The organism is Motiliproteus sp. MSK22-1, assembly GCF_001968815.1.
Lineage (GTDB): Bacteria > Pseudomonadota > Gammaproteobacteria > Pseudomonadales > Balneatricaceae > Motiliproteus.
Genome location: NZ_MIEQ01000018.1, coordinates 87,506 through 105,011 on the forward strand (window position 1 = coordinate 87,506; position 17,506 = coordinate 105,011).

Here is a 17,506-nt window from a genome sequence, read left to right on the forward strand (position 1 = left end):
TATTATGTATCAGCAGCACTTTGGTCTCAGAGAACTGCCTTTCACGTTAACGCCAAACACTCATTTCTACCTGAATCTGCCGACTCATCAAGAAGCCTTTAATTTGATTATGGTGGCAATGGGAAACGGTGATGGCTTTGTCAAAATTGTCGGTGAGGTCGGGACTGGCAAAACGCTACTGTGCCGAAAAGTACTCAATGCCCTCAGTCAAGAGCATCTTTGTGATCAGCCGTTATCGACCGGTGCTACTGGTTCGGAGACTACTAGTGTTAAAGATTCAAGGTATGTGAGCGCTTACATACCAAATCCAAATCTGACTCCAGATGGATTTAGAATGAATTTCGCCAGGGAACTCGGCGTAGCGATGGAAGGCCTGAAAGGGAGCTACGACTTGTTGGAGCGGTTGAACCAAAAGCTGCTGGAGCTTGCTGCGGACAACAAACAGGTAGTGCTGATTGTCGATGAAGCTCAAACCATGCCTGAAGAAACCATAGAAGCTTTGAGATTATTGACTAATCTGGAGACTGAGACTTCAAAGTTATTTCAGGTTGTGTTGTTTGGCCAACCAGAATTGGATGAATTACTGGACCGTCGATCTTTGCGTCAGCTGAAACAACGCATTACGTTCTCATATCAGCTCAAACTCCTTGATCAGGAGGGGACTGGTCAATATATCCAGCATCGAATTGCGCTAGCCGGATATAATGGCATGCCCATTTTTGATCAGAAAGCGATGAAGCTGCTTCATAAGGCCTCAGTGGGGACGCCTCGTCTGATTAATATACTCAGTCATAAAACACTGATGTCTGCTTACGGAAAAGGAGACAGGCAGGTACAGCCTGAACATGTACGGCTGGCAGCGGCAGATACGGAGGGGGTAAGTTTACCTTCCTCACGGGCGCTCTTTGCTAAAACCGGTTTAGCTGTGTTGTTTATCGCTGCCATTGGTTTAGCTGTCGGACTGTTGCTGGACAAGGGGCTTATCCCATGAGTCTGGTTAACGACATGCTGAGGGATCTGGATCAGCGGCGTCAGCCCGGTAACGGAACCCAGTCAAATGTCGATCAAATGTCCCCGGTTAGAGCACCCTCACAACGAAAACGGCAGGCACTCTGGATCTGGGTATTGTTGCTCGCTGTTGCTGTTTTGATCGGCTTCTACCTGCTGCAACCACAGTGGCGGGCACTATTGAGTAACACGGAGCAGTCTTCGGCACCAGAGGTCCACTCAAAAGTGCCTGTTTTTAAAACGGTCAGCACTTCAACCAACACTACACCATCAAAGGTAATCGTTGAGGGCGATGTCTTTTGGCCCGAGCAGAATGACAGTCCAGAAACAGAGATGGTCGTCACCGTTAAATCAGCGGCTGCAATCCCTCCTGAGACGGTTGACGTTAATCCGGTGATTAAAACGGAGAGTGTTCAAATTACCGGCGCTTACTGGGAGTCTTTAGGGAAGGGTCACAAGCTGATTTTGGAAACCAGTCAGAGTCCTCTCTTCAATATCAGTGAATTAACTAACCAACTGTTGCAGTTGGAAATCAGGCAAGCAAATTTAACCCATCCCTTGCCACCGTTGCCGAGTGAGTTTATTCAGAGCAGTCGTTTCTCTAAAGGTCGTGATCAATTGGTTTTAACCCTAACCACTGATCGTAAGAGCCGTTTTCAGGTCTATTCTCTTGGCAATGAAAAAGGATTTAGTCTGGTTATAGAATTACAGCCCTCCCAGAGACAGACTCTGGAGGCCAGTCAGCAAAACGTGTTTCCACAGTTGCCGAAATCAAAGCCGGTTTCTTCTGAGTCTCCTTCGTTAAAGCCTGCCAGTCATGTTGCAAAAGCAGTAGTTCCGGTCCAAAGCATACAACGCCAGACTGCAGCTAGCACTCCGGCATCTGTCAGCGCTGCAATGAAAACTCCGAAGAAATTAATGTTAGGTCAGGCAGATCGAAAGCAGGTTGAAAAAGCATCAGCGCTGATTCGAAAAGGGCTGGCTGAAGAGGCTGAGAAACTACTTAGCAAGACCCTTATCAATCAGCCAGCGGCTGTTGAAAGTCGTCAATTGTTGGCCTCATTGCTGCTTAGTCAAGGTCGTTTGAAGCAGGCCTCTGCGATATTAGAGAAGGGACTGATAGAAGATCCCGAAAATCAGGGGTTACGAAAGGTCAGGGCCCGGATTTTGATGCGAAATAGCAAACATGCTGAGGCTGTAAAGTTGCTTCAATTCTCAATGCCTGAACTGGCGGCTGATCCTCAGTATCATCAGCTCCGAGCTGCTGCGTTGCAAGGTGGCAAGCAATATGAAGAAGCATCCAGCGTTTATTATCAGCTGCTGCGACAGGATTCAACGCAGGCATCCTGGTGGCTGGGGCTGGCCATATCATTGGAGGCGCTTGAGAAAAGACAGCAGGCCTTCCAAGCCTATAAGAATGTTTTGCAGATACCTGGGGCTGCACTTCCTTTAAGTGAATATGCTCAACAACGGATCAGATTGATTGGGCAATAACAGTGACTGTCAGGGCTCATTATATTGCTTCAGGAGTCCTGGATACTGGTTTGATAGTATGCTCCGATTTTAAAAGCAGACTTTAGTTAAACCAACGGCCCGGGCGAGGCTGGTTTCAGGGTTTACAAATTGAATACAGCGTAAGGGTAGATTATGGCTGCCGGTCAAAAACAGAAAATTCGTATCGGTGATCTGCTGGTTCAAAACGGTGTTATTACCGAGCCACAGTTACAAGAAGCGCTGAGCATGCAAAACAAGACCGGGCAGAAGCTCGGTCGGGCGCTGGTCGCGCTAGGTTTTGTCAAAGAAGCCCGTTTTATCGAATTTCTTTCGCAGCAGCTCAATATCCCGGCAGTGGATCTCAGTCACTATAAGTTGGGCCAGAAAGATGTCAAACGTCTTTCAGAGACTCATGCACGGCGATTTCGAGTTATTGTGCTGAAGGAACATCCGGATCATTTTCTGGTGGGTATGGCGGATCCAATGGATCTGTTTGCTTTTGATGAACTACAGAGGTTACTTCCCAAACCCCTGAAGCAAGCGGTGGTTTCAGAGAGTCAGTTGCTGAGCACACTGGATCTTATGTATCGGCGTACTGATGAGATTGCTTCACTTGCCGGCCAGTTGGAAGAAGAGATCAGCGACGATGTTTTCGATATCGCTGAGCTTGCCGCTCAGGATGACAGCGAAGTTCCTGTGGTCAAGATGCTGCAGAAGATATTTGAAGATGCGGTTCAGATACGGGCTTCGGATATTCATATTGAACCGGATGAGCATGCATTAAGAATTCGCCTTCGGGTGGACGGTGTTTTACAGGAGAATCTGGTTAAGGAGAAACGAGTCGTTTCTGCGCTGGTATTGCGGCTGAAATTGATGGCTGAACTGAATATCTCTGAAAAGCGCTTGCCTCAGGATGGCCGCTTTAATATTACCGTGAGTGGCCGTAATCTGGATATTCGTATTTCTACCATGCCGGTGCAGCATGGTGAGTCAGTGGTGATGCGTCTGTTAGATCAGTCTTCAGGTGCTATCGGACTGGACCAGGCTGGAATACCTGAGGATATGCTGAAGCGTTTGCGACGCATTATTCATCAACCTCATGGACTTCTATTGGTTACTGGTCCCACTGGTAGTGGTAAAACCACGACACTCTATGGTGCTCTGATGGAGTTGAATGTCGCTGCCAAGAAGATTATTACGGTGGAAGATCCGGTGGAATATCGTCTTGAACGCATTAATCAAGTTGGGGTTAATCCCAAAATAGGGCTCACTTTTGGAAAGGTATTACGCTCCTGTCTGCGGCAAGATCCGGATATTCTGCTGGTCGGGGAAATACGAGACCAGGAAACGGCCGCTATTGCGTTGAGGGCAGCCATGACAGGGCATATGGTATTGTCCACTCTACATACCAATGATGCCATCAGCAGTGCTATGCGTTTGGTCGATATCGGTGTTGAAGGATATATGGCTGCTTCAGCTTTAAGGGGGGTGTTAGCCCAACGACTGGTTCGAAGGGTATGTGAGCACTGCAGTGAGCCGTTTATTCCCAGTGAGCAGGAGCAACATTGGCTCGATGCACGACTAAGAGAACAAACAGGCGGTACCCATTTTCAGCAAGGACAAGGCTGTACCTATTGTAACAATACCGGTTACAGCGGTCGCATAGGTATCTTTGAGCTGTTGGAGCTTGATGAATCGATGGCAGATGCTCTGAGGGCAAATGACACCCAGGCGTTTACTCGCGCCGCAAGGGCTTCTGAGGGATTTAAGACGTTGACCGATAGTGCGCTGGAATATGCCGTGAAGGGAATTACAACCCTGGACGAAGTGTTCCGGGTAACTGAACAAATGGATGAAATGGCCGATATTGCTGAACCCGATGCTGTTTCCGGAGGCCGTTCAGGGCTGGTCTCTGGTGGGCTGACGCTTGAGCCTCGGGACAGCGGAGATTTCTGATAATGCCGCATTTCAGTTACAAAGGACGTAATGCCGCCGGTGAGTTGGTTGCCGGTAAACAGGAAGCGGCCAGTGCCGGGCAGGTCGCCGGGTTGCTGGCCGAGCGCCAGATCACTCCTGTCAGCATAGATGAAGTGGCACCGGAGAAACCCGCTTCGGCATCGATAGAATTTAAGGATATCCGCCTGTTTCAGCGGGTGAAACTTGATGAGCTGATTTTACTCAGTCGTCAGATGTATAGCCTGACGAAAGCGGGGGTGCCGATTACCCGAGCGATGCGAGGGCTGGCCATGTCGGTACGCAATCCGTTACTGGAGCGAACCCTCAATGAGGTGACCGATGATCTTGAACAGGGTAATACGCTTTCAGGTAGCCTGCGTAAGCATAGTAAGGTTTTTTCACCACTTTATATCAGTTTGATTCATGTTGGTGAAAATACCGGTAATCTCGATCAGGTGTTTCTGCAAATCAGCAAATATCTGGAGCTGGAACGCAATACTATCAAGAACATTAAGTCAGCTACACGTTATCCGATGTTTGTAATTGGTGCCATTGCCTTAGCAATGGTGGTTATCAATATCTGGGTGATACCTGCCTTTGCCGGAGTTTTTAGTAAGTTGGGTGCAGAGCTTCCCTGGCAAACTCAGCTGTTAATCTCGATTTCTGATTTTATGCGCAGCTACTGGTATGTCTTGCTGGGTATCTTTGTTGTGGCTCTGTTCAGCTTCTTTCGTTACACCGATACGGAGAAAGGGCGCTTTAAGTGGGATCGAATGAAACTGCGCTTTCCAATAGTCGGTGGCTTGTTTACCCGGATTGCTTTAGGGCGTTTTTCCCGAACCTTTTCCCTGGTTCTTCGATCAGGTATCCCTATTGAACAGGGGCTTACTATTGTCTCGGGAGCGATAGGCAATTCTTATATTGGTAAAAAGGTTCAGGAGATGCGCCATGGAATAGAGCGAGGAGAAGGGTTTACCCGCACGGCGCACTCGGCACAGATGTTTAGCCCACTGGTACTGCAAATGATAGGGGTGGGTGAAGAAACCGGAAATATAGACGACATGTTAGAGCAAACAGCCGATTTCTATGAACAGGAAGTGGAATACGACCTTAAAGGACTGGCTAGTGCAATAGAACCTGTTTTGATCGTTGCTATCGGTGGTATGGTGCTGGTACTAGCTCTCGGTGTGTTTTTACCGTTGTGGGAACTCAGCGGCGCGGTTAACCGCTAGTGAAGCCACTGTATCAAACCAGAAGCTGTCGTCTACAGCAAACCGGAATCCCCCCTTTCTGCCAAAAATCTCAACGTGACTGTAAATATCAAGGTGGCTTTAGTCTATTGGAGTTGCTGGTTTCCGCTGTCATTATTCTGGTATTGGTAGCGGGTGCCTATATGCGTTATATGGAGCTGGCCATTGATGCCGAAAGGGCTGCATTTAAAGGCGTTATTGGTTGGTTACAGGCAGGCATGAATATGGAAATGGGCCATGCATTAACTCAGGGGGGGATGCAGAACCTGGAACACTTGGAACACTCGAATCCGATGGCATTGGTTCTTAAGGTGATGGAGCCTCCCAGTAATTACCTGGGAGAGCTGGATCAGCAGCAGGCTTTAGCAGCGGAACCGGGCTTCTGGTATTTTGATCTGCATCAGAAATCACTGATTTATCGGGTCCGATATGATCAAAATCTGGAAGGTATTGATAAATTGGATAATAATAAGCTCAGTTTTGTTTTAAAGCTGGTTTACAGTCCGGCCGATAGTTATAAAGGTAGGAGAGTTATTCGGCGAGTTCGTTTGCAGCCGTCACATAAGGACTTTTGGAAAACACCGCTGGGATCAGGTTGGAAGCCTCGAGACTGAGCCTTGAGTTTGTTGGGATTACAGCCAATACAGTGTAATTTGATATCAACCGTTTTTAATCGCTGCGGTAAATGGCAGCAAATAAATGTATTTGGGAGTCATTATGCGCAACAGGCAATCGGGTTTTACCATTATCGAGCTGATTGTGGTTATAGCTCTTCTGGGTATTCTTTCGGCGGTGGCACTACCGCGGTTTATTAACGTCACTGCAGAGGCTCATGATGCTGCGGTTGAAGGTGCTGGAGCAGGATTCGCTACCGGTATTGCCCTGTTAAAAGCACAGACAGTCGCAAATGGAGACCTGGGTACGGCAACAGGCGTGGATTTTGATGGCAGCAGTATGCAGGTGAATGCTTCAGGTTTTGCTGTTGGTGCATCAGGGGCTGCTTTATCAGTGACTGCTGCATCGTGCTTTGATATTTGGACGGGAATACTTCAAGGGACAGGTCCAGTTGTGTCCACAACTTCTGGTGCAAATATTGATTACTTGGTGACCGCTGCAGACCCTGACTGCACCTATACGTATCAAAACGACAGCGGCCAGACTATTGTTTATGAATCTGACACTGGCAACGTAACCACCACACTCTAAGAACTGATGGGTAGAATTGCCCCATTTGTATGCTGATGCTCTACCAGCGAATGACAAACCGAAGCCAAGGCTTCACTCTGGTAGAGCTGATCAGTGTATTGTTAGTGCTTTCTATTGTTGCTGTCGTTGTATTGCCTCGTTTTACCGGAACCCAATCGTTTCAAAATCGTCAGTTGCTGGATCAGCTTATAGCAATTACCCGCTTTTCCCAGCAATCCGCTCTAAGCCGCTATAATCACCAGATCACATTAAACTTAAGTCAACAGGCCGTATCAGGTGATTGGTTGTTCCGGGTGTTGGCTAATGATGGCTCTGGTGATATAGAACTAAAACGGTTGATTACCGAACGGGGCAGTGGAACGCTCAGTTTGCTGTCACCCCAGACCGTTACAATTAATGCCTTAACAACCTTAAGCATCGGATTTGACAATCTGGGTAACATTACCGCTCCCCAGATTTCAGGCACCAACAGTAACCTGAGTTTTAATGCATCGGGACGGTTTTTCTGTATTTCTTTGGCAGGGTATGCTTATGAAGCCGCTAGCCAGGCTGACTGTGAAAACAACTAGCCCTGGTTTGAGCACTTCAGGTTTCACACTGGTGGAACTGGTGGTGACTATTGCGATTATGAGTATTGCGCTGTTGGGGGTGGCCTATTCCCTGCAATTTAGCGCCCAGCGCAGTGCTGACCCTTTGTGGCAGAGTAAAACTATCAAACTGGTTCAGGCCTATCTGGATGAGATTCTAACCAAACGTTATGACGAACTGACACCAATTGGTGGTGTGCCTGCTTGCTCCCTATGCTCTTCAACTCTGGGTACGGATGGCCCTGTTGGTACAGAAACCCGGGGTGGGGGAGCCAACACCTTTGATGATGTGGATGATTATCATACGCTCAATAACAAACCACCAATTGATGCCGCCGGTAATCTGCGTTCGGAATATGCTAACTATCAGGTAGAGGTGAACGTCTCTTATGCAGGTAGCGCCCTGGGGTTAAGTAATAATCATTTTGCTAAAAAGATCGAAATTACCGTCACACCTCCCGGGCAACCTCCGTTGGTATTCAGTGTTTACCGGGGAAATTACTGATGTCTTTTTCCCGGCAGTACCCTTTCAATCAGGGATTTACCCTGATTGAACTGATCATCGCTATCGTAATCATGGGTATTCTGTCTTTTGGTACCGTGCAGTTTATGCTAAATACCAGCGATGCTTATGATCAAACAGCGCGCCGCGATCAACTGGCTTCTGCAGGTCGAGTCGCCATAGAAAAAATGAGTCGAGAAATTAGAAACGCACTACCTAATAGTGCTCGGGTCGCCTCTAACTGCATCGAATTTGTCCCGGTACTGGGAGGCTCCAGCTATATCAGCATACCGACTCAGACTGCCTCAAGTTCATTGTCTTCCTTTGTCTCCGTGCCTTTTTCTTCTGGCTCGATACCCTCAATTATTGGTCGAGCGGCGGTTTATCCGCTAAACGTGGCAGATATCTACCAGCTGACAGCTCCTTCAGTGATTTCACCCCAGATCAGTACGGCTTCCTCGGCTCTGGTCAGTAGCAGTACTGCAGTGTCAGTGGCCTGGGCAAGTCCGCATCAGTTTTTGACGGAGTCTCCCACAAAACGCTGGTTTATGGTGGATACCCCGACTAGTTTTTGTTTAGTCGCTGGAAACCTCTATCGCTATCATGGCGGCAGTTACGGGTTTGAAGCCACTCAGCCTACTTCGGACTCAACACTACCAATAAGCGTAGCGACCGGGCGTACTTTGCTCGCTACTCAAGTTTCCAGTGAAGGGGCTCCCTTTACCGTTGTTGCTGCCACCTTGCAACGTAATGCCATGGTTCAGATTGATTTGTCATTTACTGAGCTGGGAGAAGGTATTCGCATCAATCATGAGGTGCAGCTACGTAATGTTCCTTAGGTCTCGAAAAAAGAGCAGCTGGCCTGTTCAGCAACTACAATCTCTGGGAGCCAGAAAACAAAAAGGGCTGGGCCTGGTCGCCGCGATTTTTGTCATTACGGTGATGGCATTGATAGCTGTCGGCATCAGTAATCTTGTAGTGACCGGCCAACAATCCTATGGGCATGAGGTGCTTTCTACCCGTGCTTTTCTGGCGGCTGAGAGTGGTGCACAACTAACGGTTAACGCAGTTATCCCTCCTTCTGGGGTAGGTACTTGTGCAGCAACTTCGACGGAAACTTTTACAGTGGAAGGTCTAAATGGCTGTAGCGCACTCACTAGCTGCTCACAGCTAGGGCCTATTGATGGCATCACTTACTATGATATATCTAGCGAAGGACGTTGCGGAAGCGGAGTTGACCAAGCTATTAGAAGAGTTGTTCTGAGAGTTCAGCAATAGAGGCTAACTGGTCCGCTCTAACCTGCTTCTACATGCTATAGTGTATTTTTACAGTGTTTCCTGTTTTGGAGGTAGGCCGTGGTAACTATGGATGATCAGCAGTCTGAGAGGCGCCGTTTTACCCGGGTCTCATTTGACGCCAAGACTGAGCTGCGTCAGGGAGATAATTCCTGGACCGTTGAATTGGTGGATATTTCCCTGCACGGTCTGCTGGTAAAGCAGCCACAGGATCTATGTGCCGACATGGGGGCAGATTTCAAGGCAGTGGTTTATTTGGCGGGTGGAGAGATTATGCTGGAGCTGCCGGTAAAGCTAGCCAGAATTCATCCACCCTATTTGGGCTTGGTATGTGGAGCCGTTGAACTGGAAAGTATCAGTCATTTGCGTCGTTTAATTGAGCTGAATCTGGGCGATCCTGATCTTCTCGACAGGGAGCTGGAGCATCTGGTTGAAGATGCGTCTGATAAAGGCTGAGTTACCCTGGGGATTGAAGCGATACTTGTGCAGCAAGAGTCGCCGTTTTCGATACACGAATTGCTGGCTTTGAAACGAGCCAGTTTATTTCAGAGGTAGCTGGTGGCAACTGTCTTGTCACCAGTCACGTTTTTCCAACCAGTCTGATGTTACTAGTCAGATTGCATCCAATGCCTGATTGAGGTGCTCAACGGCGATAACTTCCATTCCTGTTGGCAGTTCTTTCGGGCAATTGGCTTTGGGCACAATAGCCCTTTTGAAACCATGTTTGGCAGCTTCCCTGATTCGTTCCTGGCCACTGGGAACCGGGCGTATTTCGCCGGACAGTCCAACTTCACCAAAGACCACAAGATCTAAGGGTAGAGGGCGATCTCTTAGACTGGATACGATCGATAGCAGCAGTGCCAGGTCCGCGCTGGTTTCTAAAACTTTAACTCCCCCGACAACGTTAACAAAAACATCCTGATCACCGGTATGGAGTCCGCCGTGGCGGTGCAAGACTGCAAGCAGCATAGCCAGTCGGTTGGAATCCAGTCCCACAGCGATACGTCTTGGATTGCTCATATGACTTTCATCTACCAACGCCTGAACTTCCACCAGCATGGGGCGGGTTCCCTCCCAGATAACCATGACTAAACTACCAGAGTTTGGTTGTTGAGAGCGATTCAGAAAGATAGCGCTGGGATTTTTCACTTCCTTGAGACCTTCCTCAAGCATGGCAAAAACACCGAGCTCATTGACAGCACCGAAGCGGTTTTTTTGTCCCCGAAGGGTCCGAAAACGGCTGTCGTGACTGCCTTCAAGAAGTAATGAGCAATCGATCATATGCTCCAGTACCTTTGGACCTGCCAGGGAGCCATCCTTGGTGACGTGACCGACTAAAAAAAGTACGGTATGGGTTTGCTTGGCATAGCGGGTCAGGTAGGCGGCACTTTCCCTGACCTGGGATACGCTGCCGGGTGCTGATTGCACGTCAGCCATATGAACAACCTGTATCGAGTCCACCACCATGACTTTCGGTTGATGGGTTTGAGCTATCTGGCAAATTGATTCAACACTGGTTTCAGACAGCATCTTTAATTTATCAGTCGGTAATCCTAGCCGCTGTGCCCGCAGGGCTACCTGTTGCAATGATTCTTCCCCGGTGATGTAAAGCGCCTCCATGGACTCAGCCAGTTTGCATAGGGTTTGCAGTAACAATGTGCTTTTTCCGGCGCCAGGATTACCACCGATCAGTATGGCAGACCCCGGTACCAATCCACCTCCCAGAACTCTATCCAGTTCAGAACTGGATGTGCTGAAGCGGGGGAGATCAGCCAGATCAACTTCTGCCAGCCGTTGTACCTCTGTCTGTTGGCCGGCGGTTCCTGCATAACCATCAAATCGCTGGTTGGCAGCTTTTTGGGTGCCGAGGCGAATTTCGGTCAGGGTATTCCAGGCTCCGCAGTCACTGCACTGGCCCTGCCATTTACTGTAATCTGATCCGCAATCGTTGCAGACATAAGCGGTTTTTTGTTTGGCCATAGTAAAGAAAGTCTTTCGCAGGATGTGGATAAGTTTGCGGCATCAGCATAAATGGGTGATTCCAAGAATTTCAGAGCCTGTTAAATGAGCCGCGCTGAGTCTGTACCGCCTGATCAGGATAAAAAGTGTTGCCAAATTGATGGAATGGGATGATAACACGATCAGAATTAAGCTAGTCTACGAGTTCTCTGACAAACACTTCTGATAATCAAACCAACGAATATGAGTGGCAGTCTATTATGAAATTAGAAACCCAAGCGATACACAGCGGCTATCAGCCCGATCCTACTACTAATGCGGTAGCTGTCCCGTTATACCAGACCACCTCCTATGCTTTCGACAGTACTCAGCATGGGGCAGATCTTTTTGACCTGAAGGTGGAGGGTAATATCTACACCCGCATTATGAATCCGACCACGGCAGTCCTTGAGCAGCGCGTTGCCGAAATGGAGGGCGGTATTGGTGCTTTGGCACTGGCCTCGGGTATGGCTGCCATTACCTATGCGATTCAGACCATAGCGGAAGCGGGTGATAACATTGTCAGTATCAACAAGCTTTATGGTGGCACTTATAACCTGTTTGCTCATACTTTCCCTAAGCAGGGGATTGACGTGAGGATGGCCCCTCATGATGACTTTGCTGCGCTTGAAGCTCTCATTGATGATCGCACCAAAGCGGTGTTCTGTGAGTCTATAGGAAACCCCTTGGGCAACGTGGTGGATATTGAAGCGCTGGCTGAGGTTGCTCATCGTCACGGTGTTCCGCTGATTGTTGATAATACAGTAGCCACTCCATGCCTGCTAAAGCCATTTGAGTACGGTGCCGATATAGTCGTCCACTCTCTGACAAAGTATATTGGAGGTCACGGCACATCAATCGGTGGGGTCGTGGTTGACTCTGGAAAATTTCCCTGGGCCGACCATAAAGATCGCTTTCCAGTGCTGAACGAGCCTGATCCCTCTTATCATGGAGTGGTTTATACAGAGGCTCTGGGAGCTGCTGCATTTATTGGTCGCTGTCGTGTTGTTCCCCTTCGTAATACCGGTGCTGCCATTTCTCCCTTTAATGCATTCCTGATTTTGCAGGGCATTGAAACGCTGCCACTACGTATGGAGCGCCATTGTGATAATGCCATGGCGGTTGCTCAGTTCCTGGCCCAGCAAGAGCAGGTGGCCTGGGTGAACTATGCGGGGCTTGAAGGGAATGCAGGTTATGAGTTGGCACAACGCTATGTTGATGGAAAGCCTTCAGGAATTCTCAGTTTTGGCATCAAAGGTGGTGCTGAAGCAGGAGCCCGGTTTATTGATGCACTTCAGTTGGTAACCCGGTTGGTTAATATTGGCGATGCGAAGTCACTCGCCTGTCATCCTGCCAGTACAACGCATCGACAGCTGTCAGGTGATGAATTGGTTGCTGCGGGTGTCAGTGAAGATATGGTTCGTCTGTCGGTCGGTATTGAGCACATTGATGATATTCTGGCGGATATTACCCAAGCTTTGGAAGCTTCGAAGGGGTAATTCACTCAAAGAATCTGTATCCAGCTATAGAATATTGGAACAGATAGACAACAGGAACAGCTCGTGGCTAATCAGTAGCCTATGATAACCGTGCAGTTAATAAAACCCGGCAATTGCCGGGTTTTTGTCAGCTTGTATCTGGTCAGATTTCGCTAACATCCTTGATTGGATAATGAGCAGGATAAGGAAGTTTCGCCACACCAACATCAACGGCTGCTTTAGCCACCGCTGCTGAAACACGGCCTAACAGCCGAGGGTCATTTGGTTTGGGGATGATGTATTTCGGACCGAATTCCAGCGAATCAATGCCTTCGTAGGAATCTACAACCTCCTGAGGTACCGGTTCTTTAGCCAGTTCGGCGATTGCCTGAACAGCGGCACACTTCATTTCATGAGTAATGTGACGAGCACGAACATCCATAGCGCCCCTGAAAATATAGGGGAAGCAGAGTACATTGTTGACCTGATTGGGGTAATCCGAGCGGCCGGTAGCCATAATCACATCGTCGCGGGTGGCGTGAACCAATGAAGGTTTAATTTCAGGGTCTGGGTTGGCGCAGGCAAAGACGATAGGGTTTACTGCCATCTTCTTGAGCTGCTCTGCAGAAAGCATATTTGGTCCAGCTAAGCCCAGGAATACGTCTGCGCCTTCAATAGCGTCGTCCAGAGTGCGCAGATCGGTGTTGATTGCAGCAAACATGGCTTTTTCTGGCGTCAGGTCACCACGGCAGTCGTGAATGACACCACGGCGATCCACCACAATAATGTTATGACGACGGATACCAGAGCTTATTAACAAACGTAAGCAAGCCGTTGCGGCAGCTCCGGCGCCGAGGCAGACAACTTTGGCTTCTTCCAGGCTCTTACCGGCCAGCTCAATTGCGTTAATCATACCGGCGGCCGTGACTATGGCGGTACCGTGCTGATCATCATGGAACACAGGGATATCACAGCGCTCAATCAGCTGCCGCTCAATCTCAAAACATTCTGGAGCTTTGATATCTTCAAGGTTGATACCGCCGAAGGAGCAAGCGATACGAGCAACGGTATCGATAAACGCCTGGGGACTTTCGTTGTCCACTTCAATGTCGATAGAGTCCAGGCCGGCAAAACGTTTGAATAACAGCGCTTTTCCTTCCATGACGGGTTTACTGGCCAGGGGGCCAAGGTTTCCGAGACCTAGAATCGCAGATCCGTTGGAGATAACGGCGACCAGGTTTCCCTTGGCTGTATAACGGTAAGCATCATCCGGGTTTTCGGCAATAGCTCTTACCGGCTCGGCTACGCCAGGGCTGTAAGCCAAGGACAGGTCGTCTGCAGTTTCAGCCGGTGTAGTCAGTTCTATGCTGATTTTTCCGGGCTTGGGGTATTCGTGATAGTCGAGGGCACGCCTCTTCAGGTCTTGTTCGGTCATGCTCGTTTTCCAACTCGGTTAAAATTTGGGCAGGCAATCATATACGAAAGTCTATATGGCCTCAAGTGGTCAGACCGCTGGAGGCCTTGAAATTCGTGGGTTAGAGCGGATTTTGCTGTCTAAAAAAATAGACAGAGGTTGAGGGATATAGAACAGTCAGGTTGTAAATACAGAGGTGGAAACTGACTTTTGGGATAGCTTTTTGCCGGAGTTAAAAAAACTAACTCGTTGTTCAGAAAACAAAAAAGGCACTTAAAAAGTGCCTTTTCTCAATTCATCAAGTCTGGCTTGATGGTGCGATTACTTGCTCAGGCTGCGACCGCCGAAACGCTTGTTGAAGCGATCGATACGACCACCTGTATCCAGAACTTTCTGCTTACCGGTGTAGAATGGGTGACAGGCACCACATACGTCGATGTGGATATCTTTGCAGATAGTGGATTTGGTTTTTACTACATTTCCGCAGCTGCAAGTGGCGGTAATGTCTTCATACTTAGGGTGAATTCCGTCTTTCATCAGACTGTGACCTCTGTCTATTTTAATCGCGCCGCCACCCAGGTTTTCGCTGAGCACCGCACCTAGCACACACCTGATTTTATTCAGGAGATGTAAACAAGCGGCGCATTTTAACAGAGTCCTTTAGATAAGCAAGCATGGAACAGTGTGGTCTCAAATTTGAGTTATGCTGGCCCTATCCCTCTGGTGTTACCATCCTTCTATCTAATGCTACAATGCGGCCGTCAAAAAGCATGATCGTCAAAAACGTCAGGTCACTTCAGCGACTAGCCAATATGGCGGGCAGAGGGTCATTAATTGGAGCTTCGGCAAAGTCATGAGTAGCAAGAGACAGATTCTGCGTTTGGCGCTGCCTTCCCCTTTACGCCGACAGTTCGATTACCTGCCACCAGAGGGTGCTCTGGATGATTTTCAGCCAGGTCTGCGCTTTTTGGTTCCCTTCGGTAAACGTGAATTGGTTGGATTGCTGTTGGAGACGTCGGAGCAATCTGACATACCTGTTGAGAAACTCAGACCGGCTATTCGTTGCCTGGACTTACAGCCTCTATTGCCTGCTCATCTATTGGAATTAGGGCTCTGGGCGGCTAATTATTATCAGCACGCGGTTGGTGATGCGCTTTGCTCATTTTTACCCGTACTGTTGCGAAAGGGCGAGCAAGCTCAATTCAGGCATCAGTGGTTATGGGTGGTTGGCGAACCAGAAGCTGCTGATCTTGCTGATGTTGATTCGAAGCGAAAGAATCCCACTCAGAGACAGCAGCAGCTTCTTGATATTTTGCGTGAACATCCAGATGGTCTTAGTAGTGATGCTTTAAAAACCCTGGGGTTCTCCCAGAGTCTGCTTAGAGGACTGAAAGAGAAAGCGTTGGTGACTCGTATTCAGCGTGAAACAGCACCGCCCCATTCTTTACTGCATAAACCGGAAACTAAGGAAAGTTTATTGCAGGAGGTACCGCTGGCACTGAATGAAGAGCAGCAACGAGCAGTTGATGCGATTGCAGCTTCCATGGGAGAGTTCCAAAGTTTTCTTTTACAGGGTATTACCGGTAGTGGCAAGACAGAGGTTTATCTGCAGCTGATTGGAAAAGTAGTGGAACGGGGACGTCAAGCGCTGGTTCTGGTTCCAGAGATAGGCTTGACGCCTCAAACCGTGGGGCGTTTTCGGCAAAGATTTAATGTACCTGTTGCCGTGATTCACTCTGGGCTTACCGATCGAGAGCGTCTTGATGCCTGGTTGATGGCCCAGCAAGGTCATGCCGGCATACTGATTGGCACTCGATCAGCACTCTTAACTCCTTTGATCCGTCCTGGCATCATTATTATTGATGAAGAGCACGATGGCTCATTCAAACAACAGGACGGATTCCGGTACTCCGCCCGCGATCTGGGAATCATGCGAGCCCGGGCAGAATCGATACCGATTATTCTGGGAAGCGCCACTCCATCTCTGGAAAGTTTTGCCAATGCCGAAGCAGGTCGTTATCGATGGCTGAAGATGGAAAAGAGGGCGGGAGAGGCCAGTCCTCCCGAGTTTGAGTTGCTGGATATTCGACAGCAGTTATTGCAGGATGGTCTTTCTGACTCCTTGATTGAACAAATGAAAACACCTCTCCAACAAGGCGAGCAGGTGTTAGTGTTTCTTAATCGGCGCGGTTTTGCTCCAACATTAATGTGTCATGATTGTGGCTGGCAAGCGGATTGTCCTCAGTGTGACGCTCATATGACCCTGCACCGACGGCCGCCTCATCTGCATTGTCATCATTGTGATTATCAAGCCCCGGTGGGGGCTACCTGCCCCGAGTGCCAAGGACGTAATCTGAATCCAATGGGTGCAGGTACGGAGCGTACAGAAGAGGCATTACAGCGGTTGTTTCCAGATATTTCGGTGATCAGAGTGGATCGCGACAGCACTCGACGAAAGAATGCAATGCAAGGCATTTTGAAGCGAGTTCATGATGGCGGTCCCTGTATATTGGTGGGGACACAGATGCTTGCCAAGGGGCATCATTTTCCCAAGGTAACCCTAGTGGCTATTCTGGATGCTGACGCGGGGTTGTTCAGCGCTGACTTTCGCGGTATGGAGAAAATGGCTCAACTGATACTCCAGGTCGCGGGTCGGGCCGGGCGCTCAGACAGACCAGGAAAAGTTGTCATGCAGACCTTAAATGCAGATCATCCAAGGTTGCGCTGCCTGATTGAGCAAGGCTATACCGCATTTGCCCGAGAGGAGCTGATTGATCGTAAAGCTGTCAGACTGCCACCATTTTGTCATTACGGTTTGTTACGGGCTGAAGCGGTTGCACCTGGGAGGGCAGATGCGTTTTTGCAGTTGGCTAGAATGATTGTTGAACCGCTAACCGATCAACGGGTGCAGCTACTGGGACCGATTCCATCTCCGATGGAACGTCGGGCGGGGCGCTATCGTGCACAGTTGTTGCTATATAGTGATCAGCGTAAGGCGTTACATGGTGTGGCAACACAACTAGTACAGCTGTTGGAGCAGAACAAGCATGCGAAGAAGGTTCGCTGGTCTTTGGATATTGATCCAACAGAGATGTTTTAGGTTCAGTCAAAGGAGGTTCAGCCTCCAATGAGATTATTACTCACCTCTTTCATATACTTCAGCTTGGCATAGTTAGTTATTCCAGCGATAATAGTCGGCTAATTTTAAATCCCTCGTGACGATTGCACGAAGCTCAGCACTAATCACCACTGGTCCGTTACGGAAAAACAGTCGGCATCGCTTTAAAATGCCTGGATCTGGTAGATATGGCTGTTGG

General features: G+C 48.8%; 16 protein-coding genes. 13 read left to right on the forward strand and 3 right to left on the reverse strand.

Annotated features, from left to right (window positions below; all coding sequences use genetic code 11):
- Window positions 1–4: 4 nt before the first annotated feature.
- From BGP75_RS01630 to BGP75_RS01680, 11 genes are all read left to right on the forward strand, one after another.
- Complete coding sequence (locus tag BGP75_RS01630; protein ID WP_076714408.1) at window positions 5–991, forward strand: ExeA family protein; 987 nt, start codon at window positions 5–7, stop codon at window positions 989–991.
- Window positions 988–2,502: a lipopolysaccharide assembly protein LapB gene (locus BGP75_RS01635; protein ID WP_076714409.1), complete on the forward strand. Its 1,515-nt coding sequence runs from the start codon at window positions 988–990 to the stop codon at window positions 2,500–2,502. Before BGP75_RS01630 ends, BGP75_RS01635 begins: the two co-directional genes overlap by 4 nt.
- 153 nt (window positions 2,503–2,655) lie before the next feature.
- Complete coding sequence (locus BGP75_RS01640; protein WP_083704568.1) at window positions 2,656–4,458, forward strand: GspE/PulE family protein; 1,803 nt, start codon at window positions 2,656–2,658, stop codon at window positions 4,456–4,458.
- Between the two features lie 2 nt (window positions 4,459–4,460).
- The gene (locus tag BGP75_RS01645) at window positions 4,461–5,690 is read left to right on the forward strand and encodes a type II secretion system F family protein (protein ID WP_076714411.1); all 1,230 of its coding nucleotides are present in this window, start codon (window positions 4,461–4,463) and stop codon (window positions 5,688–5,690) included.
- On the forward strand, window positions 5,690–6,322 hold the full coding sequence (locus BGP75_RS01650; protein ID WP_076714413.1) for a type II secretion system protein: 633 nt from the start codon (window positions 5,690–5,692) through the stop codon (window positions 6,320–6,322). Before BGP75_RS01645 ends, BGP75_RS01650 begins: the two co-directional genes overlap by 1 nt.
- 103 nt (window positions 6,323–6,425) lie before the next feature.
- Window positions 6,426–6,914, forward strand: a complete 489-nt coding sequence (locus tag BGP75_RS27620; RefSeq protein WP_076714543.1) for a type II secretion system protein — start codon at window positions 6,426–6,428, stop codon at window positions 6,912–6,914.
- 29 nt (window positions 6,915–6,943) lie between these two features.
- Window positions 6,944–7,483 (forward strand): type II secretion system protein, encoded by a 540-nt coding sequence (locus tag BGP75_RS01660; protein ID WP_076714415.1) that lies wholly within the window; start codon window positions 6,944–6,946, stop codon window positions 7,481–7,483.
- Entirely contained in the window at window positions 7,470–8,006 is a 537-nt protein-coding gene (locus tag BGP75_RS01665; RefSeq protein ID WP_158070052.1) for a prepilin-type N-terminal cleavage/methylation domain-containing protein, read from the forward strand. The genes BGP75_RS01660 and BGP75_RS01665 overlap by 14 nt, the downstream gene beginning before the upstream one ends.
- Complete coding sequence (locus tag BGP75_RS01670) at window positions 8,006–8,842, forward strand: PilW family protein (RefSeq protein ID WP_076714419.1); 837 nt, start codon at window positions 8,006–8,008, stop codon at window positions 8,840–8,842. The genes BGP75_RS01665 and BGP75_RS01670 overlap by 1 nt, the downstream gene beginning before the upstream one ends.
- A complete protein-coding gene (locus BGP75_RS01675) occupies window positions 8,832–9,281 on the forward strand; it encodes a hypothetical protein (protein WP_083704570.1) in 450 nt (149 codons plus the stop codon). The genes BGP75_RS01670 and BGP75_RS01675 overlap by 11 nt, the downstream gene beginning before the upstream one ends.
- A gap of 87 nt (window positions 9,282–9,368) precedes the next feature.
- Window positions 9,369–9,755, forward strand: a complete 387-nt coding sequence (locus tag BGP75_RS01680) for a PilZ domain-containing protein (protein ID WP_076714421.1) — start codon at window positions 9,369–9,371, stop codon at window positions 9,753–9,755.
- Between the two features lie 156 nt (window positions 9,756–9,911).
- Here the strand turns inward: BGP75_RS01680 and radA are convergent, their stop codons facing one another.
- Complete coding sequence (gene radA / locus BGP75_RS01685) at window positions 9,912–11,279, reverse strand: DNA repair protein RadA (RefSeq protein ID WP_076714423.1); 1,368 nt, start codon at window positions 11,277–11,279, stop codon at window positions 9,912–9,914.
- 239 nt (window positions 11,280–11,518) lie between these two features.
- Between radA and BGP75_RS01690 the strand changes: the two genes are divergently transcribed.
- Entirely contained in the window at window positions 11,519–12,796 is a 1,278-nt protein-coding gene (locus tag BGP75_RS01690; protein ID WP_076714425.1) for a bifunctional O-acetylhomoserine aminocarboxypropyltransferase/cysteine synthase, read from the forward strand.
- Between the two features lie 142 nt (window positions 12,797–12,938).
- Here BGP75_RS01690 and BGP75_RS01695 read toward each other — a convergent pair whose 3' ends face one another.
- Entirely contained in the window at window positions 12,939–14,210 is a 1,272-nt protein-coding gene (locus BGP75_RS01695; protein WP_076714427.1) for a malic enzyme-like NAD(P)-binding protein, read from the reverse strand.
- Between the two features lie 300 nt (window positions 14,211–14,510).
- Complete coding sequence (gene rpmE, locus BGP75_RS01700) at window positions 14,511–14,726, reverse strand: 50S ribosomal protein L31 (protein ID WP_076714547.1); 216 nt, start codon at window positions 14,724–14,726, stop codon at window positions 14,511–14,513.
- Window positions 14,727–15,042: 316 nt separating this feature from the next.
- Here rpmE and BGP75_RS01705 point away from each other — a divergent pair, with 316 nt between their 5' ends.
- Window positions 15,043–17,289, forward strand: coding sequence for a primosomal protein N' (locus tag BGP75_RS01705; protein ID WP_076714429.1), 2,247 nt, complete (start codon window positions 15,043–15,045; stop codon window positions 17,287–17,289).
- Window positions 17,290–17,506 lie beyond the last annotated feature (217 nt).